The sequence below is a fragment of the Rhizobium sp. B21/90 genome (genome assembly GCF_019355815.1).
Classification (GTDB): domain Bacteria; phylum Pseudomonadota; class Alphaproteobacteria; order Rhizobiales; family Rhizobiaceae; genus Rhizobium; species Rhizobium rhododendri.
Window position 1 is genome coordinate 548,127 of record NZ_CP072162.1, and the last position, 25,743, is coordinate 573,869.

Genomic DNA, 25,743 nt, shown 5'->3' on the forward strand with positions numbered 1-25,743 from the left:
ATCGCAAGAAACCGGCAGGAAATCATGTTTGTAAAAAGCTCCGCAATCGCCCTCACGCTCGTTCTGGCCACCGCCGGCATCGCATCCGCTCAGAAAACCAAGCCAAAGGCCGCGCCTGCGGCTGCCGCCCAGACGCAATCTGCAGCGCCGACCCGCATCAAGCAGTTCGATGCCTGGGGTGCCTATTCCTACCAGTCGGGAACCGGCAAGGTGTGCTACGTCCTGTCGGTGCCGACGGCAAAGCTGCCGGCAACGGGCATCGACCACGGCGACAACTTCTTCATCGTCACCCAGCGCCCCGGCCAGAACATCTCCTACGAGCCCCAGGCGATGATGGGCTATGTGCTGAAGGAAAACTCCAAGGTCAACGTGACCATCGACAACAAGACCTTCGTCATGTTCACCAAGGACAAGGCTGCATGGGTCGAGAACGCCGCACAGGAGCCGGCTTTGGTCTCGGCCATGAAGACCGGCCACTCCCTGACCGTCACTGCAACGTCGAAGAAGGGTACGGGCACGTCCTACACCTACTCGCTGGCTGGCATTTCCGCCTCGCTGAAGCAGATCGAGAGCTGCAAGTAGGCTGGGCCGGTTTCCGCTTTTCGTGTGTGAAAAGCGCGGGCGCAAGATCATGGAGGCTGGCCTTTGGCCGGCCTCTGGCGTTTTGAGGGGGATGACGGGCGACGAAATTAGTGCTATTGCCGCCGCGAACTGCGGATGTGCCTGCGATACTGTCGCCCCTTCCGTCACCGAATTCAATTTCAATACCCTAGATCGCGCCTGCAGCTTCCTCGAAGCACGGCAGGCATCAACCTTTTGGATGATCCCATGTCCGTGATAGATGCCATGACCATTGCCAAGCCCGCTTCGGCGCCCGTCGTGCGCGGTGGCGAAGCTCTACCGAAGCCGTCTTTGATCGGCCTGACGCGCGAGGAGATGGGGCAGGCACTGCGCGAAAAGGGCGTTCCCGAAAAGCAGATCAAGATGCGCGTCAGCCAGTTGTGGAACTGGCTGTATGTGCGCGGCGTGTCTGATTTCGATGCCATGGTCAACGTCGCCAAGGACATGCGTGAAATGCTGAAGCAGCATTTTACCATCGCCCGCCCGGAGATCGTCGAGGAGCAGGTGTCCAACGACGGTACACGCAAATGGCTGATGCGTTTTCCGGCACGCGGTGCAGGACGACCTGTCGAGATCGAAACCGTCTATATCCCTGAGGAGGGCCGGGGGACGCTGTGCGTCTCCAGCCAGGTCGGCTGTACCCTGACCTGTTCCTTCTGCCACACCGGCACCCAGCGGCTGGTGCGCAACCTGACGGCCGAGGAAATCCTCTCGCAGTTGCTGCTGGCGCGTGACCGGCTCGGCGACTTCCCGGATCGCGATACGCCTGTGGGTACCGCCATGCCTGCCGAGGGCCGCAAGGTCTCGAACATGGTGATGATGGGCATGGGCGAGCCGCTCTATAATTTCGAGGCCGTGAAGACCGCTCTGCTGATCGCCTCCGACGGTGACGGCCTGTCGCTGTCGCGTCGTCGCATCACACTTTCGACCTCGGGCGTGGTGCCGGAAATCTTCCGTACCGGCGACGAAATCGGCGTCATGCTGGCGATATCGCTGCACGCTGTGCGCGACGATCTGCGCGACATCCTGGTGCCGATCAACAAGAAGTATCCGCTGAAGGACCTGATCGACGCCTGCCGCAAATATCCCGGCCTGTCGAATGCCCGCCGCATCACATTCGAATATGTGATGCTGAAGGACGTCAACGACAGTCTCGAAGATGCCAAGGGGCTTATCCAGCTGTTGAAGGGCGTGCCGGCAAAGATCAACCTGATCCCGTTCAATCCCTGGCCCGGCAGCAACTATCAGTGCTCGGACTGGGAGCAGATCGAGAAATTTGCCGATTTCATCAATGCGGCCGGCTATGCCTCGCCAATCCGTACGCCGCGCGGACGCGACATTCTCGCCGCCTGCGGCCAGCTGAAATCGGATTCGGAGCGCATGCGCAAGACCGACCGCCTCGCCTTCGAAGCCATGATGATCGCCAACCACGGCGAAGACTGACGGTCGACGGGCGAAGTCGTTTGCAACGAGCAGACGAAACTGACGGCCACCAATTTCGACGGGATTGCAATTGCGATCTTCGTGGTCGGTGCGCTCGGATGCGTTGATCTATATCACCCGCAGGGATGGCCGACCACGCGACGTACCTAGCGCGCGTGGGTAAACAGGATCTTCGCCGCGAAGATCGAGAAGACGCCGGCGAAGGTATAGTCCATGCCGCGCAAGACCTTCCTGTTGTTCTGCAGCCATGATGCCAGCCTGTCGGAGGCGAGCACGACCAGGGCGTTGACCGGCATGCCGACGGAAATGAACAGAAAACCGAAGAACAGCAGCTTCTGGGTGACGGCCGGATCGCCGGCAGTGACGAACTGCGGCAGGAAGGTCATGAAGAAGATGATGACCTTCGGGTTCAGGAGGTTGACCCAAAACCCGCTCGCCATGTTCGACAGCGGCGACACTTTCGGCTCTTCTACAGCATTGACGCTGAGTTTCGAGCCGAAGCGGATGGCCTGAACAGCGAGCCACAGGAGATAGGCCGCGCCGCCGGTCTTCAGGATGGTGAAGGCAACCGGAGAGGCCGTGATCAGGGCCGATATCCCAAATGCCACCAGCATCGTGTGGACGACGATTCCGAGGCTGGTCCCAAGCACGACAAACAGCGCAGGCGTCTTGCCCTGCGACAGGGCGCGGCTGATCGAAAGCGTCATGTCCGGGCCTGGCGTCGCGGCCAGAAGAAGGCTTGCGGCGACAAAGGCGAGCGCCGTCGCAAAGCTCGGCAGGAAGTCCATGGCAGGCTCCTCGGATCATAGGTTTCCAGGATGCCTACCTTGTTTAGCGGCGATTGCCAATCAGCCCTTGCCGGCGACAAAGGCCTTGAATGCGTCATCGTACCCCCCGTGCCAGCGCGACAGCGGAGGCCTGTTTTCGACGATATCGCCAGCGGCCCAGAGAATTCGCTTTTCATCCAGTGAACGGGGCACATCGTTGTCGGGGCAGAGGATGTAGAAATCGTCGCGCTCAAGACTTTTCATCATGAAATCGACGGTCTGCTCCGGCGTCCAGGCGGCGGCGGGCTTCTCCGTGCGGTCGCCCTTTGTGAGAGGTGTGTAGACAAAGCCCGGTATCAGCAGGTGGGCGGTGATCCGGCAACCTTCCGTGTTGCGGAGTTCATGCTGCAGCGCCTCGGTGAAAGCCTTCACACCGGCTTTGGAGACATTGTAGGCAGGGTTTCCCGGCGGCGTGGTGATGCCCTGCTTGGAGCCGGTGTTGATGATCATGCCAGGTTCGCCATGGCCGATCATGTGCTGTCCGAACGTGCGCGTGCCGTTGATGACGCCCATCAGGTTGACGCCGAGGATGTTGTCCCAGCCGGCCTGCGGGCTGAAGATCGATGTCTCCGGGCCGATGCCGGCATTGTTCATCAGTACATGGACGCGGCCGAAGCGCTGGATGACGGTGCGCTCCAGGGCGTCCAGCGATTCCTTGTCACTGACATCGGTCTCGATGGCCATGACATGTTCGTCGCTACCATTGGAAAGGGCGATGATCTCTTCCTTTGCCTTTGCCAACCGGTCGCCACCGAGGTCTGCCAAGACGACGCTCATGCCGCGCGCAGCAAAGTTTTTGGCAGCGGAAAAGCCGATGCCGGAAGCGCCGCCGGTGATGACGGCGACGTTGGAACTTTTGAAGACGTCCTCGATATTTGCCATGGTCTGCCTACCCTCTCCAGCCCTTGTTATGATGTTGCGAGATATGGTAATTTGCCCAGCCAAGTCAAACGACGGAGGACGCCATGTCTAAACTCAAGTCTGTCACGCTGGATGAACAGATGGAGGATTTCGTCGACGAACAGGTGAACCATGGCCACTTTGCTTCCCCAAGCGCTGTCATCGACGCCGGGTTGAGACTTCTACGCAAGCAAGCAGAAATCAATGCCATCCGTGCTGCCATCATCGAAGGGGAGCAATCGGGCCAGGCCGAGCCATTCGACACCGGGGAATTTCTGAGCGAAATGCATCGTAAACATGTCCGATAGGCGACGCCAATTTCGGCTTCTGCCGAAGGCACGCCGGGATCTGGACGGAATTTTCAGATACACGCTCGAAAATGGTCGCTTCAGCAAGCCAATGACTACTAAAGGCGGCTGACGTCATGCTTTCCGGAACTGGCGCGTGGCGCCAGGCAGGGCCGCAATATCGACCACATAATCACCGGCTATTTCATTCTTCCGTTCGAATCGCATTTCATCGTTTACAAAGCCGATGCGCGCGCGGTCACAATCATTCGTATCCTGCATCAACGTATGAATATTACTGCGCATCTGCGCTGAATGCAGGCTTCAGTTTTTCTTGCGCATGGCGCTAATCTCGATAAAAGTGCCGCGACATCAAGATTTGCGGCGTCCGGCGCCGCGCGCATAAAAACGGACCTCATCATCATGGTATCGCACAAAGACGTGAAAAAAGTCGTTCTCGCTTATTCCGGCGGTCTCGACACCTCGATCATCCTGAAATGGCTGCAGACGGAACTCGGCGCCGAAGTCGTCACCTTCACTGCCGATCTCGGCCAGGGCGAAGAGCTCGAGCCGGCCCGCAAGAAGGCCGAGATGATGGGCATCAAGGAAATCTACATCGAGGATGTCCGCGAAGAGTTCGTCCGCGATTTCGTTTTCCCGATGTTCCGCGCCAATGCCGTCTATGAAGGCGTCTACCTGCTCGGCACGTCGATTGCCCGGCCGCTGATCTCCAAGCACCTGATCGAGATCGCCCGCAAGACCGGCGCCGATGCCATTGCCCATGGCGCGACCGGCAAGGGCAACGACCAGGTTCGTTTCGAACTCGCGGCCTATGCGCTGAACCCCGATATCAAGATCATCGCTCCCTGGCGCGACTGGAACTTCAAGTCCCGCACCGATCTCCTGGCCTTTGCCGAAGCGCACCAGATCCCGGTTGCCAAGGACAAGAAGGGCGAAGCGCCGTTCTCTGTCGATGCCAACCTGCTGCACTCGTCCTCCGAGGGCAAGGTTCTGGAAGACCCGTCGCAGGAAGCGCCGGAATATGTGCATATGCGCACCATTTCTCCGGAATCCGCTCCTGACAAGGCGACCATCATCAAGGTCGGCTTCGAGCGTGGCGATGCGGTGTCGGTCAACGGCGTCCGGATGAGCCCGGCGACGCTGCTGGCGACCCTCAACGACTACGGCCGGGACAACGGCATCGGCCGTCTCGACCTCGTCGAGAACCGTTTCGTCGGCATGAAGTCGCGCGGCGTCTATGAGACACCCGGTGGCACGATCCTTCTCACTGCCCACCGGACGATGGAATCGATCACGCTCGATCGCGGTGCTGCGCATCTGAAGGACGAACTGATGCCGCGCTATGCGGAGCTCATCTATTTCGGGTTCTGGTATTCGCCGGAGCGCGAGATGCTGCAGGCGGCGATCGACAAGAGCCAGGAGCATGTCGAGGGCGAAGTGACGCTGAAGCTCTACAAGGGCAATGTCATGGTTATCGGCCGCGAGAGCCCGAAGTCGCTGTATTCCGACAAGCTGGTCACCTTCGAGGACGACCAGGGCGCCTACGACCAGAAGGATGCAGCAGGCTTCATCAAGCTCAATGCCCTTCGCCTGCGCACGCTCGGCAAGCGCAACCTGTCGAACTGAGCCATTGAGCCCAGCCTGAGCAGGGCCTGTCACCGCAGATGGTGGCGGGTCTCTTTTTCGGGAAAAGTCAGCCGTCTGTGATCGGGGCGTTTTCGATTGCGGGTTGTTCGACTTTCTGGAGGTTGAGCCGGAAGCTTTTGAGAGCCTTGCTCACGTCGCACAAAGCCTGCTCGTCCAGCCCCATCGTTGCTTCCTGCTGGACGGCAGCGATTTCGATGCTGATGGCGCGGATCATGTCTTCCGCAGCGTCCGACAGGAGTATCCGCTTTGCACGGCGGTCCAGGGGGTCGGGCTGGCGTTCGATCAGCCCGCGGGCCTGCAGACGGTCGAGGAAAGCGCTCACCGTCATCGGCTCCAGCCCCATGCGTATGGCGATGTCGAGCTGCCGGCTGCCGTTGACCGCAGCAATCTGAACAAGGGTTCTTGCCTCGCCGGCGGTGATGCCGAGCCCGGCCGACGAGATGCGTTTCTCGAAAGCCATTCGCATCAGCCGGGCGCAATCGGCGACGAGAAATGCGAGCGTATCCGTATCTATTGTGATGCTCATTGCGTTTCTCGGCTCTTTATCGCGGTTCTCTCTGGTTTTCCTTAATCACTCTATTGCGCGAACACAATTGAATCTTTGCCGGCGACAAGGGCGCCTTGACGCCCGCAGTGCCGGCGTTAAGCTGGCTGCAAATCAAGCGGAAACCGTGCCATGACCTCCTCCCTGATTGCCGGCACTTTCCTCGCCGCACTGTTTTACGTGCTCATTCCCGGTCCGGCTTTTCTGGCGCTGCTGGGAATAGGTGCTGGCCAGGGGCGAAGGGCGGGGGCGCTTTTCATGTGCGGCCATCTGTTCGGCGATCTCATGTGGTCTGCCCTGGCCCTGACCGCAATCATCGGTGCGCGGACCATCGGCAGCCTCGTATTCGATCTGCTTGGCTTGTTCTGTGGCCTCTATCTCGCCTGGATCGGCTGGCACGCGGTAACTGCCAAGCCCCGGGTCGACGGTGCGGCGATGATCGCAGTCGAGCGCCCTTTTCGACGCGGCCTTATCTTCGGCGCCACCAATCCAAAGGGATATCCGGTGGCGCTCGCGACCTTCACGGCGCTTGTCGCCGGTTCGGCCAGTGCCTTGCAGTTCAGCGAGCTTCCGTTGCTGCTAGGCGTTGCCTTTGCCGGGTTCGTGGTCGCCGATATCATTCTGATCGGTATCATCGGTGCCGGCGCCGTGCGGCGGCTCTATCGGTCCCACGAACGCGTCATCGTGCGCTTCTCCGGGGTTTTGTTCATGGGTTTTGCTGCGCAGGCGCTCTGGCATTCCGCGCCGGGGCTGCTCGGGTGGCGCAGGGCCTGATACCTCTCCAACATGTCGCCACCGCACCGTTTTGCTGACAGGCTGCGATCACCATACCATTGCCGGTCCGGCGTTCTTATATGCCCGTGACCAATCTGATGCCGAAAGGATGTCCCATGTCATCGCAACTCTCCGTCAATCCCGCCCTCGTCGAATGGACAGGGCATGAGGGACTGCCGCACTTCGACCGCGTCCATGACGCCGACTTTGGGCCAGCCTTTGATGCTGCCATGGAACTGCACGACGGCGAGATCGACCAGATTGCCAACAATCCGGAGCCACCGACTTTCGCCAACACGATCGTCGCCCTGGAGATCGTCGGCGACGAGTTGTCGCGCGTCTCGTCGCTGTTCTGGAGCAAGGCCGGTGCCCATACCAACGACGTGATCCAGGGCCTGGAGCGCGAGATCGCGCCCAAGATGTCGCGCCACTATTCGAAGATCGGCATGAACGCCGCGCTGTTTGCCCGGATCGACGCGCTCTGGGAAATGCGAGATACGCTCGGCCTGACGCTCGAGGAAAGCCGCGTGCTTGAGCGCCATTGGAAAGGTTTCGTGCGCTCTGGCGCAAAGCTTGCAAAACCGGAGCAGGAGCGGCTTGCTGCAATCAACGAGACGCTGGCAGGCCTGGGCGCAAGTTTCGGCCAGAACGTGCTGGCCGACGAGAAGGGCTGGGCGCTGGTGCTGTCCGACGCGGCCGATCTTGCCGGCCTGCCGGGGTTTGTCACCGAGGCCATGGCGGCAGCTGCAACTGAGCGTGGCGATACAGGCAAGTATGCGGTGACGCTGTCGCGTTCGATCATAGAGCCGTTCCTGACTTTTTCCGAGCGTCGCGACCTGCGCGAGCAGGCGTTTGAGGCCTGGGTGGCGCGCGGCCGCAACGGCGGGGAGACGGACAATCGCGACATCATCCGCCAGACGCTGGCGCTGCGTTTCGAAAAGGCAAAGTTGCTCGGCTATGGCAATTATGCCGAACTGAAGCTCGACAACACCATGGCCAAGACGCCCGAGGCGGTGAACCATCTGCTGACCACGGTCTGGGCCAAGGCTGTCGCCAGGGCGCGGGAAGAAGAGACGGATATTGCCGCCTTGATCAAGGCAGGCGGCGGCAACCACGATGTCATGCCCTGGGACTGGCGCTTCTATTCGGAAAAGATCCGCACGGAGCGGTTTGATTTTTCCGAGGCCGAACTGAAGCCCTACCTGCAGCTCGACAAGATCATCGCAGCCTGCTTCGACGTTGCCGGCCGCCTCTTCGGCCTTCATGCCGTCGAGATCCACGATGCGCCCGCCTATCATCCGGATGTCCGCGTCTTTGAAATCCGCGACCGTTCCAACAAGCTCATCGCGATGTTCCTCGGCGACTATTTTGCCCGGCCGTCGAAGCGTTCCGGCGCCTGGATGAGTGCCTTCCAGTCTCAGCACAAGCTGCCGTTGAAGAACGGCGCTTTGGGCGAGCGGCCGATCATCTACAATGTCTGCAATTTCGCCAAGCCGGCCGAGGGCAAGCCGGCGCTGTTGTCGATGGGGGATGCCTACACGCTGTTCCACGAGTTCGGCCATGCGCTGCACGGAATGCTCTCCGATGTCACCTACCCGTCGGTTGCCGGCACAGGCGTATCGCGCGATTTCGTCGAATTGCCGTCACAACTCTACGAGCACTGGCTGACGGTGCCCGATATCCTGAAGACCTATGCCGTGCACTACCAGACCGGCGAGCCGATGCCGCAGGCGCTGCTCGACAAGGTTCTGGCCGCCCGGACTTTCAACTCCGGATTCAATACCGTCGAGTTCACATCGTCGGCGCTCGTCGACATGGCATTCCATACGCGTGGGCCGGTCGAGGATCCGATGGCGGAACAGGCGGAGATTCTGGCCACGCTCGGCATGCCGAAATCGATGGTGATGCGGCACGCCAGCCCGCATTTCCAGCATGTCTTTGCCGGGGACGGATATTCGGCCGGCTACTATTCCTACATGTGGTCCGAGGTGCTCGATGCCGACGCCTTCGCAGCCTTCACGGAAACGGGCGACGCCTTCAATCCCGAGATGGCCGAGAAGCTGAAGGCTCACATCTATTCGGTCGGCGGCTCCATCGACCCGGAAGATGCTTACCGGGCGTTCCGCGGCAAATTGCCGAGCCCGGATGCCATGCTGGCGCAAAAAGGCTTGGCCGCATAAGGCTTTGTGCCGGCGGCTGATCAATTGAACAGCATACCCTGTCCCAGCCATGCGATTGCGCCGGGGCAGGGAAGACGCTGCTTTGTCGCGCCCCCCCTTTCGCAAATGCGAAAAACAGGCTATGAGCGCCTCAACCGAAGATAAGGGCCGCGCTATTGGCTGCCCGCAAACCCTCCGAGTAGCCCATATGTCTATGCGAAATATCGCGATCATCGCGCACGTTGACCACGGCAAGACGACGCTTGTCGACGAACTCCTGAAGCAGTCCGGTTCGTTCCGCGACAACCAGCGCACCGTTGAGCGCATGATGGATTCGAACGAACTCGAAAAGGAACGTGGCATCACGATCCTGGCCAAGGCGACGTCGGTCGTCTGGAGAGATGTTCGCATCAACATCGTCGACACCCCCGGCCACGCCGACTTCGGCGGCGAAGTCGAGCGTATCCTTTCGATGGTGGATGGCGCTATCGTGCTGGTCGATGCTGCCGAAGGCCCGATGCCGCAGACCAAGTTCGTGGTCGGCAAGGCGCTGAAGGTCGGCCTTCGCCCGATCGTCGCGATCAACAAGATCGACCGTCCGGACGCGCGTCACGAAGAAGTCGTCAACGAAGTCTTCGACCTCTTTGCTGCCCTCGACGCCACCGACGAACAGCTCGACTTCCCGATCCTCTACGGTTCCGGCCGTGCTGGCTGGATGAACACGGCTCCTGAAGGCCCGATGGACCAGGGCCTTGGCCCGTTGCTCGACCTCGTGCTCAAGCATGTTCCAGAGCCGACTGTCGGCGAAGGCCCGTTCCGCATGATCGGCACGCTGCTCGAAGCCAACCCGTTCCTCGGCCGTATCATCACCGGTCGCATTCATTCCGGTTCGATCAAGTCGAACCAGCCTGTCAAGGTCATGGGCGTTGATGGCAAGACCATCGAAACCGGCCGTATCTCGAAGATCCTCGCGTTCCGCGGCATCGAGCGCCAGCCGATCGAGGAAGCCTTCGCAGGTGACATCATCGCCATTGCCGGCCTTTCCAAGGGCACGGTTGCCGATACCTTTTGCGATCCTGCTGTTACCGAGCCGCTGCACGCCCAGCCGATCGATCCGCCGACCGTCACCATGTCCTTCATCGTCAACGACAGCCCGCTGGCTGGCACCGAAGGCGACAAGGTTACCTCGCGCGTCATTCGCGACCGCCTGATGAAGGAAGCCGAAGGCAACGTTGCGCTGAAGGTCGAAGAGTCGGAAGCCAAGGATTCGTTCTACGTATCCGGCCGCGGCGAATTGCAGCTTGCCGTTCTGATCGAAACCATGCGCCGCGAAGGCTTCGAACTGGCTGTGTCGCGTCCTCGCGTCGTCATGCATGACGACGAGAACGGCAACAAGCTGGAGCCGATCGAAGAAGTCGTCATCGACGTCGACGAAGAGCATTCCGGTATCGTTGTCCAGAAGATGTCCGAGCGCAAGGCCGAGATGGTCGAGCTTCGTCCGTCGGGCGGCAATCGTCTGCGTCTGGTATTCTACGCGCCAACACGCGGCCTGATCGGCTACCAGTCGGAGCTTTTGACCGACACGCGCGGCACGGCGATCATGAACCGCCTGTTTCATAGCTACCAGCCTTTCAAGGGCGAAATCGGCGGCCGCAGCAACGGCGTCCTGTTGTCCAACCAGTCCGGGGAAGCCGTGGCCTACGCCATGTTCAACCTTGAAGATCGCGGCCCGATGATCATCGAGCCAGGTGAAAAGGTCTATGCCGGCATGATCATCGGCATCCACACGCGTGACAACGACCTCGAAGTCAACGTGCTGAAGGGCAAGCAGCTGACCAACATCCGGTCTGCCGGCAAGGACGAAGCTGTCCGCCTGACGCCGCCGATCCGTATGACGCTCGACCGGGCGCTCTCCTGGATCCAGGACGACGAACTCATGGAAGTCACGCCGAAGTCCATTCGTCTGCGCAAGACCTATCTGGACCCGAACGATCGCAAGCGTTTCGGCAAGAAGAGCGCGTAAGGCTTTTCGACACCCAGAAGACCTCAAACCCCGGTGCTTGCATCGGGGTTTTTTATTTACATGTTCGATTTTTGGCCTCTTGTGACATCCGTTAAAAAAGAGTTAACGTTTCGCGCTAGTCCACACATAAAGCCTGTGGGCAAATGGTTTCCGGCAATATTGCTGGATGGTTAATTTGCGGTTGCCGGGCCAAAGTAGGCGTTATGAAAACGTTATCGATTGATGTCCGGCGGGCTGAACCGCACGATGCCCGAGCCATTTCGGAGACGCATCGGCTGTCCTGGCAGTATGCCTACACCGGCATCATTCCACACCGTGCACTGTCGCAGATGATCGAGCGGCGCGGCGAAGCCTGGTGGCGCCGGGCGACGCGCGGACCGGCGACCCTGCTCGTTCTCGACGTTGCCGGCACCGTTGCAGGCTATGCGACACTTGGCCTCAACCGGGCGCGCGCGCTGCCGCAGGAAGGCGAGATCTACGAGCTTTATCTCCGTCCGGAATATCAAGGGATCGGCCTCGGCCGTCTGCTGTTCGGCGAGGCACGGCGGCTGCTGAAGTCGCTCGGCTGCAAGGGCATGGTTGTCTGGTGCCTGGAAGACAACGAGAATGCCGAGCGTTTCTATCGCAGCCACGGCGGGCTCGATTTCTGCGAGGGGCTGGAGACCTTTGGCGGCGAGCAGGTGAAGAAGATCGGCTTTGTCTGGCCGTAAGACCGGCTGGCGATCACGGCGGTCGGGCATAATGCGGCGGCCGTCGTAATTTCGCCGCCAATTCATTTGTAGGTGTCGCGGTTTTTGGCCTTGGCGCAAAGCAGGCCATGCTTTCGAAGCGCTGTTGCCTTACCGGTTATTTCCGATTAAGTGGCTGGCAGCTATCATAGTTTAGGGGACTCCCATGCGCATCGACGCAATTTCCATTGGTAAAAATCCACCTGAAGACGTCAACGTCATCGTCGAAGTGCCGGTCGGCGGCGACCCGATCAAGTACGAAATGGACAAGGAAGCCGGCACGCTCGTCGTCGACCGTTTCCTCTACACGCCGATGACTTATCCAGGCAATTACGGCTTCGTGCCGCACACGCTGTCGGAAGACGGCGACCCGATCGACGTGCTGATCGCCAGCACCCGGCCGCTCGTTCCCGGCTGCGTCATCAACGTTCGCCCTATCGGCGTGCTGATGATGGAAGACAACTCCGGCAAGGACGAGAAGATCATTGCCGTCCCGTCGCCGAAGCTGACGCTGCGCTACGAGAAGGTCAAGGAATACACCGACCTGCCTGATATCACCATCAAGCAGATCGAGCATTTCTTCCAGCATTACAAGGATCTGGAGCCAGGCAAGTGGGTGAAGATCTATGGCTGGAAGGGTGCCAAGGAAGCTGGCGAATTGATCCTCGAAGCCATCGCTCGCCACAATGCGGCCGAGAAGAAGGCCTGATCAGGCTTCTACGACAGTATCGAGAGCCTTGCATATTTCCTCCGGGTCGCCATCGATCCGGAGGATTTTTTTGCGCGCTGTGTCGCCGGAAGTGACGCTGATCGAGGATTTCGGCAGGCCGAGCCTTTTCGCCAGCAAGGCGATCAGCGCCTTGTTGGCCTTGCCCTTTTCGGGCACATCGCTGACGCGCACCTTGATATGGACATCGCCATCGGCGCCGGTCTCGATACCGTCTATCTCATCGCGGCCGCCATTCGGCGTCAGCCGGACGGACAATCGGACATGGTCTGCAAGCTTGCGCCAGGCGCTGCTCACATCGTCAGTTGAAGGAGGGCCGGGTAGACGGTGTTATGCAGGACCGCCTGAATGAAGAAGATGATCAGCAACACGACAATCGGCGAAATGTCGATGCCGCCGAGGTTCGGCAAGATGCGCCGGAGGGGATTGAGAACCGGCTCGGTGACATTGTAGAGGAAACGGCCAACCGAGTTCACGAACTGGTTGCTCGAATTGATCACGTTGAAGGCGTAGAGCCATGAGAAGATGGCGCTGGCTATCAGGATGTAGACGTAAAGCTGCAAGACGATATCAATGACTTGAAAGAGCGCCAGAAGTATTCCGGACATGTACGTCTCCATTTCGCGATTGACAGACATGTAGACATTGGCGAAGGCGCGAGCAAGTGGTATGCCCGCCGGCACGATGAATCATGTTTAACGGCCGTGGGGGATCTACGGCGGTCGCTAACGGAAAGCCGTTCATGTCGCTTATCTCGTCTGCGGATCGCTTCGCCGCATTCCGCCATGTTTCCTACACACGTTTCTTCTTTGCCCGTTTTCTCGTTTCCTTCGCCGCGCAGATCATCAGTGTCTCCGTCGGCTGGCAGATGTACGACCAGACGGGCAGCGCCATCTACCTGGGCCTTATCGGCCTCGTGCAGTTCCTGCCGTCGCTGCTTCTGACGCTGGTCACCGGTTCGGTCGCGGATCGCTACAGCCGCCGCCACATCGTGGCAATCTGCACGCTGGTCGGTGCGCTCTGTGCCGTGGCGCTGTGGGTGATGACGTCGACGGGATCATTCGCGCCGTTGCCGGTCTTCGGCATTCTCACCATCATGGGCATCGAACGCGCCTTCCTTGGCCCGGCCACACAGTCGCTGGCGCCCAATCTCGTCCCGCCAGAAGACCTGTCGAATGCCGTCGCCTGGAATTCGTCCTCGTGGCAGACTGCTGCAATCGTTGGTCCTGTTGCCGGTGGTCTGCTCTACGGTCTTGGGCCAAGCTTTGCCTATGCGGTGGCCGCGGTATTCTCCATTCTCGGGGCCATCCTGATCCAGATGATTGCCAAGCCCGTCCAGCGGAGCACGGGAATGGCAACCAACTGGAGCACCATCCTCGCCGGATATCGCTTCATATGGTCTGAGAAGGTCGTCCTCGGTGCAATTTCGCTCGACTTGTTCGCAGTGCTGCTCGGCGGCGCCGTGGCGCTGATGCCGATCTTTGCCCGCGATATCTTGACACTCGGACCTTGGGGCCTTGGGCTGTTGCGGGCAGCACCGGGTGTCGGCGCTATCGCCACGGCGGTGCTGCTGGCTACCTATCCGCTACGCCATCGGGCAGGCGTCTACATGTTTGCCGGCGTGGCGATGTTCGGTGTGGGTACGCTGATTTTCGGCCTGTCCAGCACGCCCTGGCTGTCGATCGTCGCCCTGATGATCATGGGCGCTTCAGACATGATCTCGGTCTATGTGCGGGAAACCCTGATTGCCCTGTGGACGCCGGATCATGTTCGAGGCCGGGTCAATGCCGTCAACATGGTCTTTGTCGGTGCCTCGAACGAGCTCGGCGAATTCCGTGCGGGGACGATGGCCTCCGTATTCGGGGCGGTGCCGGCGGTCGTGATCGGCGGTGTCGGCACCTTGGCAGTGGCTATCATCTGGGCGATAGGCTTTCCGCAGCTGCGCAAGATCGACGCGCTGGATGCCCCGGATGAAAACGCCGCAGGGTCAGCCTGATCGGTTCAGGCCGCGACCGCGACCTGCGTCTCGAAGACGATATCGAGAAATTCCGACAGCCACTGCCTGAGCGCACCGTCGAAAAGCATACGGCCCTCCAGATGATCTCGACCCTGCTGGGCGTTGGGCAGTGCGAAGCGATGGGCACCATGGACGACCCATCGCTGCATCATGGCACGGGTCAGTTCGGCGTGAAATTGCAGGCCCCAGGCGTTGTCGCCATAGCGGAATGCCTGGTTGGGGTAGGTATCGCCCTTGGCCAGGAGCTCCGCTCCAGCGGGCAGATCGAAGCCTTCGCGGTGAAAGTGGTAGACCATAGGCGGCCAGCGCATCAGCTGACGTCCGCGCTCGGTCGGATGCAGCGGATACCAGCCGATTTCGGCTTTTTCATCCGGCCGGGCCTGTACCTTGCCGCCGAGCTGGCGCACCAGCATCTGGGCACCGAGACAGATGCCGAGGAACGGGCGGTTCTCCCGCAGCGGAACATCCAGCCAGTTGATCTCGGAGCGTACGAAGGGATCGGGGTCGTTGGCACTCATCGGCCCGCCGAAGACGACCGCGCCGCCGTGCGCCTCAAGGGTTTCCGGCAGGGGGTCGCCGAGGACGGGACGTCGAATATCGAGGTCGTAGCCCTTCTGCAGCAGCATCTGCCCGACGCGGCCGGCGCTGGAGCGCTCCTGGTGCAGCACGATCAGGATCGGCCGCCGGTGACGGCTGTTGGCCGCCTCAATCCGCATCGTCAGCCTCCACGGCGAGGCCCGGCACCCGTGCCGCTGCCTCCTGCCGCTTCATGATGCGCTCGCGGCCGGACACGCCCAGCAACTCGGCGATGCGCCAGATGGCATCGTCTTCCATCTCGCTGCGCTCGCCATCGGCATAGACGATATCCCAGAGGATGCCGATCAGTTCGATACGCTGGTCGCTGTCAAGATGGCGCTTGAGATCCGAGGTGAAGCGGAAATAGTCGACGGCCTCGTTCTCGGCCTCGGTGCCTGCCGCGATCAGCGCATCCAGCTCGCGGCCGTCGAGGCCGTACTGGTCCTTGAGCAACCGGCGCAGCGCCTTCTTCTCGCTGGCCTCGACCTTGCCGTCGGCCTCCATCACCTGGATGCAGAGCGCTGCCACCGAGATCCGGGGATCGTCGGGCGCAAGGCCGGGTTTCGAATGATCTGTCGTCAGACTTTGAAAGAATTCCTGGAAGCGTTCAAACATGCGGTTTCATTCTTAAAAAAGCTTCAGCCGGGTCTTGGGCTCCGGATCTGCCTTTGTGGTGCGGACACCCGGATCGTCCGGGGCGCCGCCAAAGAAGGGGCGGGGCTCGGGCTTTTTCGGGCTTTCGGGTTTTGTCACGGTGACCAGCGCCGTCGACGGCTGCGTTCTGGCCGGCATGGGCTTGGCTGGCGGTGAACTGGCTGGCAATGGTCCTGGTGGCATGGGCTTGGCTGCTGCAGGTGCGTCCTGAGCAGATTGCGCGGAAACTGGAGCAGGCGTCTGACGTAGATCTGCCAGTGGCGGCAGGTTGCGGAGCGCTGTCTCGAAAGACGCGACGGTGCCTTCCTCGACCGGGCCTTCAAGCTGGCTGAAAGGCGACCGCCATTCGAAGGCATCGAGCTTGCCCGAGATCGGAGAAACCGGGAGCCACTTGTCGGACACGAAACCATCGGCCATCCAGGCCGGGTCGCGCGGTGCGCGCAAGGCCTGGGCGAGCCAGTGGCGGGTGCGTCCCTGGTCGCGTGTCTCGGCGTCCTCTATGTCGGCGAGCAGCATGAAGGCGCCCTCGCGGGGCTGCATGCGGGCGGCTGCTTCCGCCTTGCTGCGGGCGACGGCAAAATTGCCTGCATCGAGCGCTGCCTGCGCCGTGATCAGCAATGCTTCCACATTGTTGGGTCGCAGCGCTTCCAGCTTCTCGGCGCGTTTCAGGCGGTCCAGCACGCTGTCTCCGCTGCGGGCGCGAACGTAGGCACGGCCGATTTCGGGATGGGGAGAAACCTTCCAGGCATCCTCCAGCACCGCTGCTGCCTTGCGGATCTTGTCTTCGCGAAACAGCGCCTTGGCGGCAATCAGGGCGGCAGGCACGAGATTGTCGGACAGCTTCAGGGCGGCCAGCGCGTCGTCGCGCGCACCGGTCGGGTTCGCGTCGAGCCGGTCGGTGGCGCGTGCCGTCAGAAGCACGGCGCGCAGGCGGTTCGCCTCATCCTTGCCAATGACCCTTGCGACCTTCTGCTGGTCGAGAAGACGGATAGCGTCGTCCCAGCGGCCGGCGCGGCTGCGATATTCGAGCGTCGCCTGCGCCGCCCAAGGCAGATAGGGTGCCTTGTCTGCAGCCTGTTCGGCATATTGCCGGGCAGCCTCATCGGCACCGAGGCGCTTGGCTTCGAGATAGAGGCCACGGAGGCCGAGTTCCCGGGTCTCCGGATCTTTGGCCATCAGCTCGAACTTGGCGCGCGCCTCGTCGTGGTTGCCTTCGATCAGCGCTGCCTGCGCCTCCAGAAGACTGATCAGCGGTTCCTGGTCGGCGCGGATCAGGCCACGCGAACGAGCAGCCATCTTGCGGGCCAGCAGCGCATTGCCGGCGCCAGCGGCAATCAGCCCGGTCGACAATGCCTGATAGCCGCGGTCACGTTTGCGGGCACGAAAATAGCGGCTGACGGCATGGGGCGAGGTCCAGATCATCCGCAGCAGCGACCAGACGATCATGACAGCGGCGACGATAGCGATCAGAAGGCTGGCCGCGACTATCAGCTTGGTCTGATATAGCTCGCCACCCCACATCAGCGACAGGTCGCCCGGACGGTCGGCCAGCCAGGAGAAGCCGTAGCCGAGTGCAAGGATCAGGACGATAAAGACAAGCAGTCTGACGATCATGTTCTTACCTCAGCTCTGCTTGCCGGCGCCGGCAATCGCCTTCGACAGGGTTTCACCGACGAGATCCTCGACCTTGATCCTGGCTTCGATCGACTGTTTGAACGCCGCCGATGCCATCTTGCCGGTTTCCGGGAGACTATTCCACTCACTGACAGCGCCCGGCAGGTCGCCGTTGCGGATCTTGTCCTCGAAGCGGGCGGCAATGGCGTCGACTCCGTCACCCTTGATATTGCCGACGGGGCGAACGGTCACCAGCGACTTGGCGCTTTCCATCAGGCGGTCGCTCCAGCCCTGGGTTTCAGCCGGCTTTTCTGTCGCACCGATGATGGTGGTGGCAACATCCGGGACCTGGCGGATCAGTTCCGCGCGCGATGGCACGCCGGTTTCGGCAAACTTGCCCAGGGTTTCCACTGTCGGGTCGTTAGGAGAGACGCCGGCAAAGGTGTCGAGTTCGGCGCGGAAAGGCCCGCCGCGATCGATCGCCGCCTTGAGGCCGGCAGCAGCGATCGCCTGGGCAACGGCGACATCCTTGCCCGGGTCGTTCAGCTTTTTCTCAGCATCGTCCAGCCGCTTGCTGATGTCGGCGCCGGTCGTTGCCTGACTCTGCGTGGTCTGCGTCATGCTGGCTTTCAGCTGGTCGACTTCGGCCGTCAGATCGGAAATTTTCTGGGCGGAGGCGGTGTCGACGGCGCCGTTGGCGGTCGCCGCCTGCGGGTTGTTCTTCATGGCTGTCTCGAGCGCGCCAATGCGTGCTTCCAGCGCGGCATCCGGCGTTGCTGCGGGAGAGGTGGCCAGATTGGCGACGCTCTGCTTCAGCCCGTCGATCTCAGCGTCCAGCGACGTGAATTGCTGCTTATCGTTTCCGGAAGCGGCGGGCAGGACGCCTGCATATTGCAGCGCTCCGGCACCGATCAGCGCGATCAGACCGCCGACGATACCGGCTGCAATCAGGCCCGTGGTGCTGTTGGCGGGTGCCGTGGCTGTCGGGGCCGGTGGCTCTGTCGGCGTTGGTCCGGCGGGCTCGTATGCCTGTTCCGGTTCCGGCTCGGGCTGCGGCTTGATATCCACTGTGTCCGTGGCGGAGGTGCCGATTTCGTCCTTGTGACTTTCGATCTCGGCTTCGCGGCGGTCAGCCTCGTTGGCTTCCAGATCGATCGTTACGGGCTCTTCGTCGGGCTTCGTATGATGCGGCGGATTACCGGGGATCATGGCGTCCTCATGTGATGCACTGCGAAGAAGGTAGACAGTGAAGCGGTTTATGGAAAGAGCTTAGATCAAATTAGCGCTCGGATCGGGATCGAGAAGGCCGAGCATGCTGTCTTCCTCCGGGATCTCCGCTATTTCGACCGCTGATCGCAACGGGTAGGGGACGATTGTGGCAATCGTCGCGCTCAGGCAAAGAAGCCGCGTCTTTTTCAGCTGCTGCAGATGCCTGGATACTGCATCGAGGCCGAAAAAACGTCTGGCGGTGTGGCTGGAGTAGAAGAGCACTGCATCGACGGGAACGTCGCTGAAAAGGCGCTGCAGCAGTGTTTCAGGCGGCTCAACCGGCTCCATGCGGTAGCATTCGATGCAGTCGAACGGGACGCCGTGCAGGGAGAGCTGCTTTTCGAAGCCTGACGCGCGGGGGGAGCCTGCGAGATAGGTCAGCGGACGATCACCCAGTAAGGATTTCTTGCTGGCCACGAGATCGGCAAGTTCGGCGCCATCGCCACGGGAATGGTGGACAGTGGTGAAACCGGCTGCGACTGCCTTTTCGGCGGTTGCCTTGCCGACGGCAAAGAGCGGTCGTCCGAAATGTGCGGAGAGTGCCGGGCCGATGGCTTGCAATGCACGGAGCGCCTCTGCGCTGGTGACGGCAATGGCGCCATTTGCGTTGTCCAGTGCCGCCGATGCGGCCTTGGGATCGTGGACTGCTGCCGTCAGCGGAAGAAGGAGCGCCTCATGGCCGCGTGCTTCGAGCTTTTTCGCGGTGCGCTCGCCCGATGCTGCGGGACGGGTGACGAGCACGCGCATCTGTCAGCTCCAGCTGTTGAAAAAGGTCGGACCGGCCTTGTCGCGCACCGCCTCGCCGGCGGCAGCGCCAAGGGCTTCGGCATCCGAGCGCCGGCCTTCGACGGTGATGTTGTGCTCGATGCGACCGTCCGGGGTGAGAATCATGCCGAAAAAGCGCAGGTTGTCGCCGTCGCAGGTGGCGTAGCCGGCAATCGGCGTTCGGCAGGAGCCGTCGAGCGTCGCGAGGAAGCCGCGCTCGCAGGAGACGGTGTCGAAGGTGGGGATGTCGTTGATCGGCGCAAGCAACGCGTCGGTCCTGATGTCTCCGACCCGGCTTTCGATGGCGATTGCGCCCTGCGCCGGCGCCGGCGGAAAGGCGTCGGGGTCGAGTATCTCGGTAAGCACGTCGAACTTGCCCAGTCGCTTCAGCCCGGCCACGGCCAGAAGCGTGGCATCGGCCTGGCCTTCGTGCAACTTGCGCAGCCGCGTGTCGACTGCGCCGCGAAAGACGATGACATTGATATCCGGCCGGATGCGGCGGATCAGCGCCTGCCGACGTAGCGAGGCAGAGCCGACCGTTGCGCCCTGCGGCAATTCCATCAGGCTCGGCGCCGTTCGGCCGATCACGGCATCCCTGATATCTTCGCGTGGCAGGAAGGCGGAGAGATAGAGGCCTTCGGGCAGATTGGTGGCTATGTCCTTGGCCGAATGCACGGCAAAGTCCAGGTCCTCGGTCAAAAGCCGCAGTTCGAGTTCCTGGGTGAACAGCCCCTTGCCGCCGATTTCAGCCAGCGAACGGTCGGTAATGCGGTCGCCCATCGTCGTCATGACGACGATCTCGAACATTTCCGGGGGCAGGCCATGGGCGGCAATCAGCCGGTCTCGCGCCTCGTGGGCCTGGGCCAGCGCAAGCGGACTACCGCGTGTGCCGATCCGGAAAGGTTTCGTTTGCATCCGTATTGATCCGTTGTTACCGACAGTTCTCGTAAACAGGTTTAGACTGCACCGCAATCCGACGTTCAGGTTCCATGACGCCCTTTCTCCGCATTCTCGGCATCGAAACAAGCTGCGACGAAACCGCCGCTGCCCTTGTCGAACGCCGTTCGGACGGGCAGTGCTCTGTATTGTCCGACGTCGTTCTCAGCCAGATGGAGGAGCACAGCGCCTATGGCGGCGTGGTCCCCGAAATCGCGGCCCGCGCCCATGTCGAGGCGCTTGATACGCTCATCGAAGAAGCATTGAAACGCGCCAATGTGTCGCTTGCCGACGTCGATGCTATTGCCGCCACGTCCGGCCCCGGCCTCATCGGCGGTCTGCTGGTCGGGCTGATGACGGCGAAGGCGATGGCGCGTGCCTCGGGCAAGCCGCTCTATGCCATCAATCATCTCGAAGGACATGCGCTGACGGCGCGCCTGACCGATGGGCTGGCCTTTCCCTATCTCATGCTGCTGGTCTCCGGCGGCCATACGCAACTGATCCTGGTGCGCGGCGTGGGCGTCTATGAGCGCTGGGGCACGACGATCGACGACGCGCTCGGCGAAGCCTTCGACAAGACGGCCAAGCTGCTGGGCCTGCCCTATCCCGGCGGTCCGGCGGTGGAAAAGGCGGCAAAAACCGGTAATGCCGACCGGTTCGTCTTTCCCCGGCCGCTGGTCGGTGAAGCGCGGCTCGATTTTTCCTTTTCCGGCCTGAAGACTGCCGTGCGGCAGGCCGCAATGGAGATCGCGCCGCTTTCGGATCAGGATATCGCCGATATCTGCGCCTCCTTCCAGAAGGCCATTTCGCGGACACTGAAGGATCGCATCGGGCGCGGGCTGCAACGCTTCAAGGCCGAGTTTCCGCAGTCCGTTGATCTTCCGGCGCTGGTCGTTGCCGGCGGTGTTGCTGCCAATCTCGAATTGCGCCGGACCCTGCAGGAGCTATGCAACCAGCAGGGCTTCCGTTTCATCGCTCCGCCGCTGCATCTTTGCACCGACAATGCCGTGATGATCGCCTGGGCCGGCCTCGAGCGGATGGCAACGGGTGAACCTGCCGACGATCTCTCGGTCGCGCCGCGCTCGCGCTGGCCGCTGGATGCCAATGCTGCAGCGCTGATCGGCCATGGCCGGCGGGGCGCGAAATCATGAGTGGGATGGAGCGCATCGCGGTTATTGGTGCTGGCGCCTTCGGAACGGCGCTGGCCTCCGTCATCGCCCAGGCCGGGCGCCACGAGGTGGTGCTCGTCGGCCGGGATGCGGCGCTGATGGCCAAACTTGCCGCCGAGCGCCGGCACGAAGCGGCTTTGCCCGGCATTGCGCTTCCGGAAGGTCTCACCTTTTCCGCCGAACCGGATGCGGTTTCCCATGCCGATATCGTGTTGTTTGCGATGCCCTCCCAGGCACAGGCAGATGCAGCGCGACAGTATGGAAGATACCTCTCGAAGGATGCCGTCGTCGTTACGTGTGCCAAGGGTATCGATCGTGTTTCCGGCTCGCTGTTGACGGAAATGCTGGAACGCGAATTGCCACATCATGCCATCGCTGTACTTTCAGGCCCCGGTTTTGCCGCCGATATTGCCAAGGGCCTGCCGACGGCAATGGCTGTCGCCGCCGGGGACATGGCCGATGCCGAACGGTTGGCGCAGGCGATATCGGGGCGGACATTTCGGCTCTATGCTTCCGATGACCGGATCGGCGTGCAGCTTGGCGGCGCGCTGAAGAATGTGCTGGCGATTGCCTGCGGCATCGTCGAAGGCCGTGGCATCGGCGATTCGGCCCGAGCGGCTCTGATCAGCCGGGGGCTGGCCGAGATGTCGCGCTTCGTCGGCGCGCAGGGCGGTCAGGCGGAGACGGTGCGTGGCCTCTCCGGCCTCGGCGATCTCGTCTTGACTGCGACCAGCCACCAGTCGCGCAATCTGCGGTTCGGCATCGCGCTTGGTCGCGGCGAGCTTCAGGATCCGGCGCGGGGGGGGCTGGTCGAAGGCGCGCTTGCCGCTTCCGTCGCCGTTCGGCTTGCCGCCGAACTCGGCATCGCCATGCCGATCACCGAAGCGGTTGCGGCCATTATCGACGGCACGCTCGATATTTCCGACGCCATCGAGCAGTTGATGACGCGGCCGATCACCACCGAATAGATCTGACCACAAAACAGGAGCAAACCCATGCTTTTCGCTTTTCTCTGCAAGGACAAACCCGACCATCTGCATGTCCGCATGGACACCCGCCCTGCCCATGTTGAGCATCTGAACAAGCTGAATGACGAGGGCACGCTGAAGATGGCTGGCCCGTTCCTCGGACCGGATGAAAAGCCCTGCGGCAGCCTGGTGATCGTCGAAGCGGCATCGCTCGCCGATGCGCAGGCCCTGGCCGATGCCGATCCCTATGCCAAGGCCGGCCTGTTCGAAAGCGTCGAGGTCAAGCCCTTCAACTGGGTATTTAACAAGCCGGAGGCGTGATCGTGGCTCACTGGCTATTCAAATCCGAACCGAAGACCTGGGGCTGGCAGGCGCAGAAGGATGCGGGCGAGGCCGGCACCGAATGGACCGGCGTGCGCAACTATCTAGCGCGCAACCACATGCGGGCGATGAAGATCGGCGACAAGGGCTTTTTCTACCACTCGAACGAAGGGCTCGAGATCGTCGGTATCGTCGAGGTCTGTGCCTTGTCGCATCCGGATTCCAGCGCCAAGGGCGATCCGAAGTGGGATTGCGTCGACATCCGCGCCGTCTGCGATATGCCGAAGCCGGTGACGCTGAAGGATGTCAAGGCGAGCGAGAAGCTGGCGAAAATGTCGCTGGTGACCTCGATGCGGCTGTCCGTGCAGCCGGTCACCGACGAGGAATATCTGGAGGTCTGCCGGATGGGCGGCCTCGACAATCCGCCCCGCTGAGCCGCGAGTGAAGACCGAGCCGGAAGCCTTTATCCGCGCCAACACCGATGTGATGGCGCCGCCGCATGTGCCTGAGATCCGGCTCCATCTGGCGAGCGAAGCCCATGACCTCTGGCTGAAGACCGAGGAGGAGCTGCAGGAGATCGGCCTGCCACCACCGTTCTGGGCCTTTGCCTGGGCGGGAGGCCAGGGCCTGGCGCGTTTCGTGCTCGATAACCCCGATGTCGTCGCCGGCAAGCGTGTGGTGGATTTTGCCAGTGGATCGGGGCTGGTGGCCATTGCCGCCGCACATGCGGGTGCTGCAAAGGTGCTGGCGGTGGATATCGATCCGTGGGCGGAAACGGCAGTGCGGCTGAATGCTGCGGAAAATCGGGCCGATATCGGGTTTTCCGGCGATGATATCGTCGGCCTTCCCGTCGACGCGGACGTGCTGCTCGCTGGCGACGTGTTCTACGATCGCGAATTTGCAGACCGGCTCGTCCCCTGGCTATCGGCACTCACCTCCCGGGGCATCGTCGTTCTCGTCGGCGATCCCGGGCGAGCCTACCTGCCGAAAGCGGGTCTCACATTCCAGGCGACCTATGAAGTGCCGGTCACGCGCGCCCTCGAGGACAGCGACATCAAGAAGACGACCGTGTGGCAGTTCTCCGCAGACTGACGATCAGGGCCTGATGACGCAGACGCCGTTTTCGTAGGCGCAGCCGTTGCGCGTGCGGGCGACATCGATGATTTTTGCGCGCGGCGCCATGACAGGGGCGCTCGACCCGGTGTAGCCGCCGTCGCCATAGCCAGTGATGTAGGTGCCGCCATTGGCTTGGTAGACATCCACCGAGCCTGCGTAATTGCTGATGAAACCATAGTCCGGCTGACGGCGCTCGATGACGGCGATGCCACCGCCACGCCGCGCCGAAAAGTCCCGGGACGCCAGCATCCGGAAATGGTTTCTACGCATGTGCCCGTCGGTAAATTGCCGCTCCGGCGCATGGCTGCGATAACCGCTGGGATCGAAACGGCTGTGTTCATGGCCCTGGCGCGGGCTGCGATCGTAGGCGTAGAAGCGATGTCCACCGGCCTCGCGGTTCCGAAAGCCGGAGGCGTGCGCTCCCTGATGGAAAACGGTCCGGCCGTGGCCGTGGTAGTCGTTCGCCAGAACAGGCAACGCCAGGGTTCCGCTCAGTGCTGCTGCGCCAAGGATCGTACCGATTCGCGAGAAAACACCAGGCATGCCGGCCTCCGGACAAATAACCGTTAACAAAAAGTTAAGGAAGAGTGCCGGAAGTGGAAGACCAAGTCCACGCAGCGGGCGACAAATCCACCCGGATGGTTAACTCGCAACAGAGTAATACGGCGAAATCGGCGTGTGGATGACGTCAATCGATTAAATTTTCTATGGACTGCAATAGTGCTTGTCGGCAGGCATTTCGGTGATTAAACCACGCGATTGATGCAACGCACATAGGACTTTGTCATTCGTGTGTTGCCCGGGATTGCCCGCATTGGAAGCGCATCGTAACGCCGCGAGGTCTTGATGGCGAACGTCACACATAATCGGCCTATATCGCCGCATCTTCAAATCTACAAACTCATCCCGACCATGGCCATGTCGATCATCCATCGCATTACCGGTGGCGCGCTCTACGTCGGCACGCTTTTGGTCGTCTGGTGGCTTGTCGCCGCCGCGTCGGGCCAGTTTTATTTCGACTGGGCCAACTGGTTTCTCGGCACGATCATCGGCCGGCTGATCCTGCTTGGCTATACCTGGGCGCTGCTGCACCACATGCTCGGCGGCTTCCGCCATTTCATGTGGGATCTCGGCTACGGCTTCGAGAAACATTTCTCCACGAAGCTCGCTATTGCAAACCTGGTCGGTTCGCTCTGTCTTACCGCCATCGTCTGGGCCGTCGGCCTGGCGATGCGTTTCTGAGGGTTCTGATCATGGATATGCGCACCCCTCTCAGCCGCGTTCGCGGTCTCGGTTCGGCCAAGGACGGCACGGAGCATTTCTGGCGCCAGCGGCTGACGGCCGTCGCCAACGTGCCGTTGTTTATCTTCTTCGTCGTCTTCCTGATGATTTACGCCGGCGCACCTTATGCTGTTGTCGTGCACGCGCTGTCGAACCCGTTCGTCGCCGTGATCTTCGCGCTGATGGTGATTTCGGGCGTGATCCACATGCGGCTCGGCATGCAGGTGATCATCGAGGACTACGTCCATGGCGAAGTCGGCAAACTCGTCTTCCTGATGCTCAACACGTTCTTTTCGATCGTCGTCGCTGGGCTCTGTCTCTTCGCCATTCTGAAAATCGCGTTCGTAGGATAATTG

The 25,743-nt window shown here is 61.4% G+C and carries 30 protein-coding genes; 18 read left to right on the plus strand and 12 right to left on the minus strand.

Annotated features, from left to right (window positions below; translation table 11 throughout):
- The first annotated feature begins 24 nt into the window (after positions 1-24).
- On the plus strand, positions 25-582 hold the full coding sequence (locus J5278_RS02570) for an invasion associated locus B family protein (protein WP_142824680.1): 558 nt from the start codon (positions 25-27) through the stop codon (positions 580-582).
- A 246-nt stretch (positions 583-828) separates the two neighbouring features.
- Complete coding sequence (rlmN, locus tag J5278_RS02575; RefSeq protein WP_209207509.1) at positions 829-2,064, plus strand: 23S rRNA (adenine(2503)-C(2))-methyltransferase RlmN; 1,236 nt, start codon at positions 829-831, stop codon at positions 2,062-2,064.
- Positions 2,065-2,210: 146 nt separating this feature from the next.
- Here the strand turns inward: rlmN and J5278_RS02580 are convergent, their stop codons facing one another.
- Positions 2,211-2,852: a LysE family translocator gene (locus J5278_RS02580; protein WP_209185276.1), complete on the minus strand. Its 642-nt coding sequence runs from the start codon at positions 2,850-2,852 to the stop codon at positions 2,211-2,213.
- Between the two features lie 60 nt (positions 2,853-2,912).
- Complete coding sequence (locus J5278_RS02585; protein ID WP_209185275.1) at positions 2,913-3,773, minus strand: SDR family oxidoreductase; 861 nt, start codon at positions 3,771-3,773, stop codon at positions 2,913-2,915.
- Positions 3,774-3,856: 83 nt separating this feature from the next.
- Between J5278_RS02585 and J5278_RS02590 the strand changes: the two genes are divergently transcribed.
- The 3 genes from J5278_RS02590 (at position 3,857) to J5278_RS02600 (ending at position 5,725) form a co-directional block, all read left to right on the plus strand.
- The gene (locus tag J5278_RS02590) at positions 3,857-4,099 is read left to right on the plus strand and encodes a type II toxin-antitoxin system ParD family antitoxin (RefSeq protein WP_209185274.1); all 243 of its coding nucleotides are present in this window, start codon (positions 3,857-3,859) and stop codon (positions 4,097-4,099) included.
- Between the two features lie 159 nt (positions 4,100-4,258).
- Positions 4,259-4,393: a type II toxin-antitoxin system RelE/ParE family toxin gene (locus J5278_RS31565; protein WP_374108288.1), complete on the plus strand. Its 135-nt coding sequence runs from the start codon at positions 4,259-4,261 to the stop codon at positions 4,391-4,393.
- A gap of 108 nt (positions 4,394-4,501) precedes the next feature.
- Complete coding sequence (locus J5278_RS02600; RefSeq protein ID WP_209185273.1) at positions 4,502-5,725, plus strand: argininosuccinate synthase; 1,224 nt, start codon at positions 4,502-4,504, stop codon at positions 5,723-5,725.
- A gap of 67 nt (positions 5,726-5,792) precedes the next feature.
- Here the strand turns inward: J5278_RS02600 and J5278_RS02605 are convergent, their stop codons facing one another.
- A complete protein-coding gene (locus tag J5278_RS02605; RefSeq protein ID WP_209185272.1) occupies positions 5,793-6,272 on the minus strand; it encodes a MarR family winged helix-turn-helix transcriptional regulator in 480 nt (159 codons plus the stop codon).
- A gap of 150 nt (positions 6,273-6,422) precedes the next feature.
- Between J5278_RS02605 and J5278_RS02610 the strand changes: the two genes are divergently transcribed.
- The 5 genes from J5278_RS02610 to ppa all read left to right on the plus strand — a co-directional run bounded on the left by J5278_RS02610 (position 6,423) and on the right by ppa (position 12,683).
- Positions 6,423-7,064 carry a LysE family translocator gene (locus J5278_RS02610; protein WP_219258301.1) on the plus strand — a complete coding sequence of 214 codons (642 nt, stop codon included), beginning with the start codon at positions 6,423-6,425 and terminating at the stop codon, positions 7,062-7,064.
- 116 nt (positions 7,065-7,180) lie between these two features.
- Complete coding sequence (locus tag J5278_RS02615) at positions 7,181-9,244, plus strand: M3 family metallopeptidase (protein ID WP_209185270.1); 2,064 nt, start codon at positions 7,181-7,183, stop codon at positions 9,242-9,244.
- A gap of 187 nt (positions 9,245-9,431) precedes the next feature.
- A complete protein-coding gene (gene typA / locus J5278_RS02620; protein WP_142824688.1) occupies positions 9,432-11,246 on the plus strand; it encodes a translational GTPase TypA in 1,815 nt (604 codons plus the stop codon).
- Positions 11,247-11,449: 203 nt separating this feature from the next.
- Complete coding sequence (locus J5278_RS02625; protein WP_209185269.1) at positions 11,450-11,956, plus strand: GNAT family N-acetyltransferase; 507 nt, start codon at positions 11,450-11,452, stop codon at positions 11,954-11,956.
- A 184-nt stretch (positions 11,957-12,140) separates the two neighbouring features.
- Positions 12,141-12,683, plus strand: coding sequence for an inorganic diphosphatase (gene ppa, locus J5278_RS02630; RefSeq protein WP_142824690.1), 543 nt, complete (start codon positions 12,141-12,143; stop codon positions 12,681-12,683).
- On the opposite strand, the gene J5278_RS02635 is transcribed toward ppa, so the two are convergent.
- Positions 12,684-12,998: a DUF167 domain-containing protein gene (locus tag J5278_RS02635; protein ID WP_209185268.1), complete on the minus strand. Its 315-nt coding sequence runs from the start codon at positions 12,996-12,998 to the stop codon at positions 12,684-12,686.
- Positions 12,995-13,339: a YggT family protein gene (locus J5278_RS02640; protein WP_142824692.1), complete on the minus strand. Its 345-nt coding sequence runs from the start codon at positions 13,337-13,339 to the stop codon at positions 12,995-12,997. Before J5278_RS02640 ends, J5278_RS02635 begins: the two co-directional genes overlap by 4 nt.
- A 104-nt stretch (positions 13,340-13,443) precedes the next feature.
- On the opposite strand from J5278_RS02640, the gene J5278_RS02645 reads away from it, so the two are divergent.
- The gene (locus J5278_RS02645; RefSeq protein ID WP_209185267.1) at positions 13,444-14,697 is read left to right on the plus strand and encodes an MFS transporter; all 1,254 of its coding nucleotides are present in this window, start codon (positions 13,444-13,446) and stop codon (positions 14,695-14,697) included.
- A 5-nt stretch (positions 14,698-14,702) separates the two neighbouring features.
- On the opposite strand, the gene J5278_RS02650 is transcribed toward J5278_RS02645, so the two are convergent.
- The 6 genes from J5278_RS02650 to hemC are packed head-to-tail and all read right to left on the minus strand — an operon-like array spanning position 14,703 to position 20,511.
- Positions 14,703-15,434: a glutamine amidotransferase gene (locus tag J5278_RS02650; protein WP_209185266.1), complete on the minus strand. Its 732-nt coding sequence runs from the start codon at positions 15,432-15,434 to the stop codon at positions 14,703-14,705.
- Positions 15,424-15,909: a TerB family tellurite resistance protein gene (locus J5278_RS02655; protein ID WP_142824695.1), complete on the minus strand. Its 486-nt coding sequence runs from the start codon at positions 15,907-15,909 to the stop codon at positions 15,424-15,426. The genes J5278_RS02650 and J5278_RS02655 overlap by 11 nt, the downstream gene beginning before the upstream one ends.
- Positions 15,910-15,921: 12 nt before the next feature.
- The gene (locus tag J5278_RS02660) at positions 15,922-17,562 is read right to left on the minus strand and encodes a heme biosynthesis protein HemY (RefSeq protein WP_209185265.1); all 1,641 of its coding nucleotides are present in this window, start codon (positions 17,560-17,562) and stop codon (positions 15,922-15,924) included.
- A 9-nt stretch (positions 17,563-17,571) separates the two neighbouring features.
- The gene (locus J5278_RS02665; RefSeq protein ID WP_209185264.1) at positions 17,572-18,771 is read right to left on the minus strand and encodes a COG4223 family protein; all 1,200 of its coding nucleotides are present in this window, start codon (positions 18,769-18,771) and stop codon (positions 17,572-17,574) included.
- Positions 18,772-18,831: 60 nt separating this feature from the next.
- Positions 18,832-19,578, minus strand: coding sequence for a uroporphyrinogen-III synthase (locus J5278_RS02670; RefSeq protein WP_209185263.1), 747 nt, complete (start codon positions 19,576-19,578; stop codon positions 18,832-18,834).
- A 3-nt stretch (positions 19,579-19,581) separates the two neighbouring features.
- On the minus strand, positions 19,582-20,511 hold the full coding sequence (gene hemC / locus J5278_RS02675) for a hydroxymethylbilane synthase (RefSeq protein ID WP_209185262.1): 930 nt from the start codon (positions 20,509-20,511) through the stop codon (positions 19,582-19,584).
- A gap of 74 nt (positions 20,512-20,585) precedes the next feature.
- Here hemC and tsaD point away from each other — a divergent pair, with 74 nt between their 5' ends.
- The 5 genes from tsaD to J5278_RS02700 are packed head-to-tail and all read left to right on the plus strand — an operon-like array spanning position 20,586 to position 24,082.
- The gene (gene tsaD / locus J5278_RS02680; protein WP_209185261.1) at positions 20,586-21,683 is read left to right on the plus strand and encodes a tRNA (adenosine(37)-N6)-threonylcarbamoyltransferase complex transferase subunit TsaD; all 1,098 of its coding nucleotides are present in this window, start codon (positions 20,586-20,588) and stop codon (positions 21,681-21,683) included.
- Entirely contained in the window at positions 21,680-22,669 is a 990-nt protein-coding gene (locus J5278_RS02685) for an NAD(P)H-dependent glycerol-3-phosphate dehydrogenase (protein ID WP_209185260.1), read from the plus strand. The genes tsaD and J5278_RS02685 overlap by 4 nt, the downstream gene beginning before the upstream one ends.
- A gap of 27 nt (positions 22,670-22,696) precedes the next feature.
- Positions 22,697-22,990 carry a YciI-like protein gene (locus J5278_RS02690; protein ID WP_209185259.1) on the plus strand — a complete coding sequence of 98 codons (294 nt, stop codon included), beginning with the start codon at positions 22,697-22,699 and terminating at the stop codon, positions 22,988-22,990.
- Between the two features lie 2 nt (positions 22,991-22,992).
- A complete protein-coding gene (locus J5278_RS02695; protein ID WP_142824703.1) occupies positions 22,993-23,424 on the plus strand; it encodes an EVE domain-containing protein in 432 nt (143 codons plus the stop codon).
- A 7-nt stretch (positions 23,425-23,431) separates the two neighbouring features.
- Positions 23,432-24,082 carry a methyltransferase gene (locus J5278_RS02700; RefSeq protein WP_209185258.1) on the plus strand — a complete coding sequence of 217 codons (651 nt, stop codon included), beginning with the start codon at positions 23,432-23,434 and terminating at the stop codon, positions 24,080-24,082.
- Positions 24,083-24,085: 3 nt separating this feature from the next.
- Here J5278_RS02700 and J5278_RS02705 read toward each other — a convergent pair whose 3' ends face one another.
- On the minus strand, positions 24,086-24,649 hold the full coding sequence (locus tag J5278_RS02705; RefSeq protein ID WP_209185257.1) for a hypothetical protein: 564 nt from the start codon (positions 24,647-24,649) through the stop codon (positions 24,086-24,088).
- A gap of 303 nt (positions 24,650-24,952) precedes the next feature.
- On the opposite strand from J5278_RS02705, the gene sdhC reads away from it, so the two are divergent.
- Together sdhC and sdhD are read left to right on the plus strand one after the other, a co-directional pair.
- Positions 24,953-25,348 (plus strand): succinate dehydrogenase, cytochrome b556 subunit, encoded by a 396-nt coding sequence (sdhC, locus tag J5278_RS02710; protein ID WP_209185256.1) that lies wholly within the window; start codon positions 24,953-24,955, stop codon positions 25,346-25,348.
- Positions 25,349-25,359: 11 nt separating this feature from the next.
- Complete coding sequence (gene sdhD / locus J5278_RS02715) at positions 25,360-25,740, plus strand: succinate dehydrogenase, hydrophobic membrane anchor protein (protein WP_209185254.1); 381 nt, start codon at positions 25,360-25,362, stop codon at positions 25,738-25,740.
- Positions 25,741-25,743 lie beyond the last annotated feature (3 nt).

Coding starts and splice junctions, on each gene's coding strand:
- J5278_RS02640 (WP_142824692.1), bottom strand. CDS start 13,339: ATGTCTGTCAATCGCGAAATGGAGACGTACATGTCCGGAATACTTCTG.
- J5278_RS02615 (WP_209185270.1), top strand. CDS start 7,181: ATGTCATCGCAACTCTCCGTCAATCCCGCCCTCGTCGAATGGACAGGG.
- J5278_RS02690 (WP_209185259.1), top strand. CDS start 22,697: ATGCTTTTCGCTTTTCTCTGCAAGGACAAACCCGACCATCTGCATGTC.
- J5278_RS02570 (WP_142824680.1), top strand. CDS start 25: ATGTTTGTAAAAAGCTCCGCAATCGCCCTCACGCTCGTTCTGGCCACC.
- J5278_RS02590 (WP_209185274.1), top strand. CDS start 3,857: ATGTCTAAACTCAAGTCTGTCACGCTGGATGAACAGATGGAGGATTTC.
- J5278_RS02610 (WP_219258301.1), top strand. CDS start 6,423: ATGACCTCCTCCCTGATTGCCGGCACTTTCCTCGCCGCACTGTTTTAC.
- J5278_RS02665 (WP_209185264.1), bottom strand. CDS start 18,771: ATGATCCCCGGTAATCCGCCGCATCATACGAAGCCCGACGAAGAGCCC.
- hemC (WP_209185262.1), bottom strand. CDS start 20,511: ATGCAAACGAAACCTTTCCGGATCGGCACACGCGGTAGTCCGCTTGCG.
- sdhC (WP_209185256.1), top strand. CDS start 24,953: ATGGCGAACGTCACACATAATCGGCCTATATCGCCGCATCTTCAAATC.
- typA (WP_142824688.1), top strand. CDS start 9,432: ATGTCTATGCGAAATATCGCGATCATCGCGCACGTTGACCACGGCAAG.
- tsaD (WP_209185261.1), top strand. CDS start 20,586: ATGACGCCCTTTCTCCGCATTCTCGGCATCGAAACAAGCTGCGACGAA.
- J5278_RS02605 (WP_209185272.1), bottom strand. CDS start 6,272: ATGAGCATCACAATAGATACGGATACGCTCGCATTTCTCGTCGCCGAT.
- J5278_RS02655 (WP_142824695.1), bottom strand. CDS start 15,909: ATGTTTGAACGCTTCCAGGAATTCTTTCAAAGTCTGACGACAGATCAT.
- ppa (WP_142824690.1), top strand. CDS start 12,141: ATGCGCATCGACGCAATTTCCATTGGTAAAAATCCACCTGAAGACGTC.
- J5278_RS02600 (WP_209185273.1), top strand. CDS start 4,502: ATGGTATCGCACAAAGACGTGAAAAAAGTCGTTCTCGCTTATTCCGGC.
- J5278_RS02625 (WP_209185269.1), top strand. CDS start 11,450: ATGAAAACGTTATCGATTGATGTCCGGCGGGCTGAACCGCACGATGCC.
- rlmN (WP_209207509.1), top strand. CDS start 829: ATGTCCGTGATAGATGCCATGACCATTGCCAAGCCCGCTTCGGCGCCC.
- J5278_RS02685 (WP_209185260.1), top strand. CDS start 21,680: ATGAGTGGGATGGAGCGCATCGCGGTTATTGGTGCTGGCGCCTTCGGA.
- J5278_RS02650 (WP_209185266.1), bottom strand. CDS start 15,434: ATGCGGATTGAGGCGGCCAACAGCCGTCACCGGCGGCCGATCCTGATC.
- J5278_RS02705 (WP_209185257.1), bottom strand. CDS start 24,649: ATGCCTGGTGTTTTCTCGCGAATCGGTACGATCCTTGGCGCAGCAGCA.
- J5278_RS02660 (WP_209185265.1), bottom strand. CDS start 17,562: ATGATCGTCAGACTGCTTGTCTTTATCGTCCTGATCCTTGCACTCGGC.
- J5278_RS02585 (WP_209185275.1), bottom strand. CDS start 3,773: ATGGCAAATATCGAGGACGTCTTCAAAAGTTCCAACGTCGCCGTCATC.
- J5278_RS02645 (WP_209185267.1), top strand. CDS start 13,444: ATGTCGCTTATCTCGTCTGCGGATCGCTTCGCCGCATTCCGCCATGTT.
- sdhD (WP_209185254.1), top strand. CDS start 25,360: ATGGATATGCGCACCCCTCTCAGCCGCGTTCGCGGTCTCGGTTCGGCC.
- J5278_RS02580 (WP_209185276.1), bottom strand. CDS start 2,852: ATGGACTTCCTGCCGAGCTTTGCGACGGCGCTCGCCTTTGTCGCCGCA.
- J5278_RS02670 (WP_209185263.1), bottom strand. CDS start 19,578: ATGCGCGTGCTCGTCACCCGTCCCGCAGCATCGGGCGAGCGCACCGCG.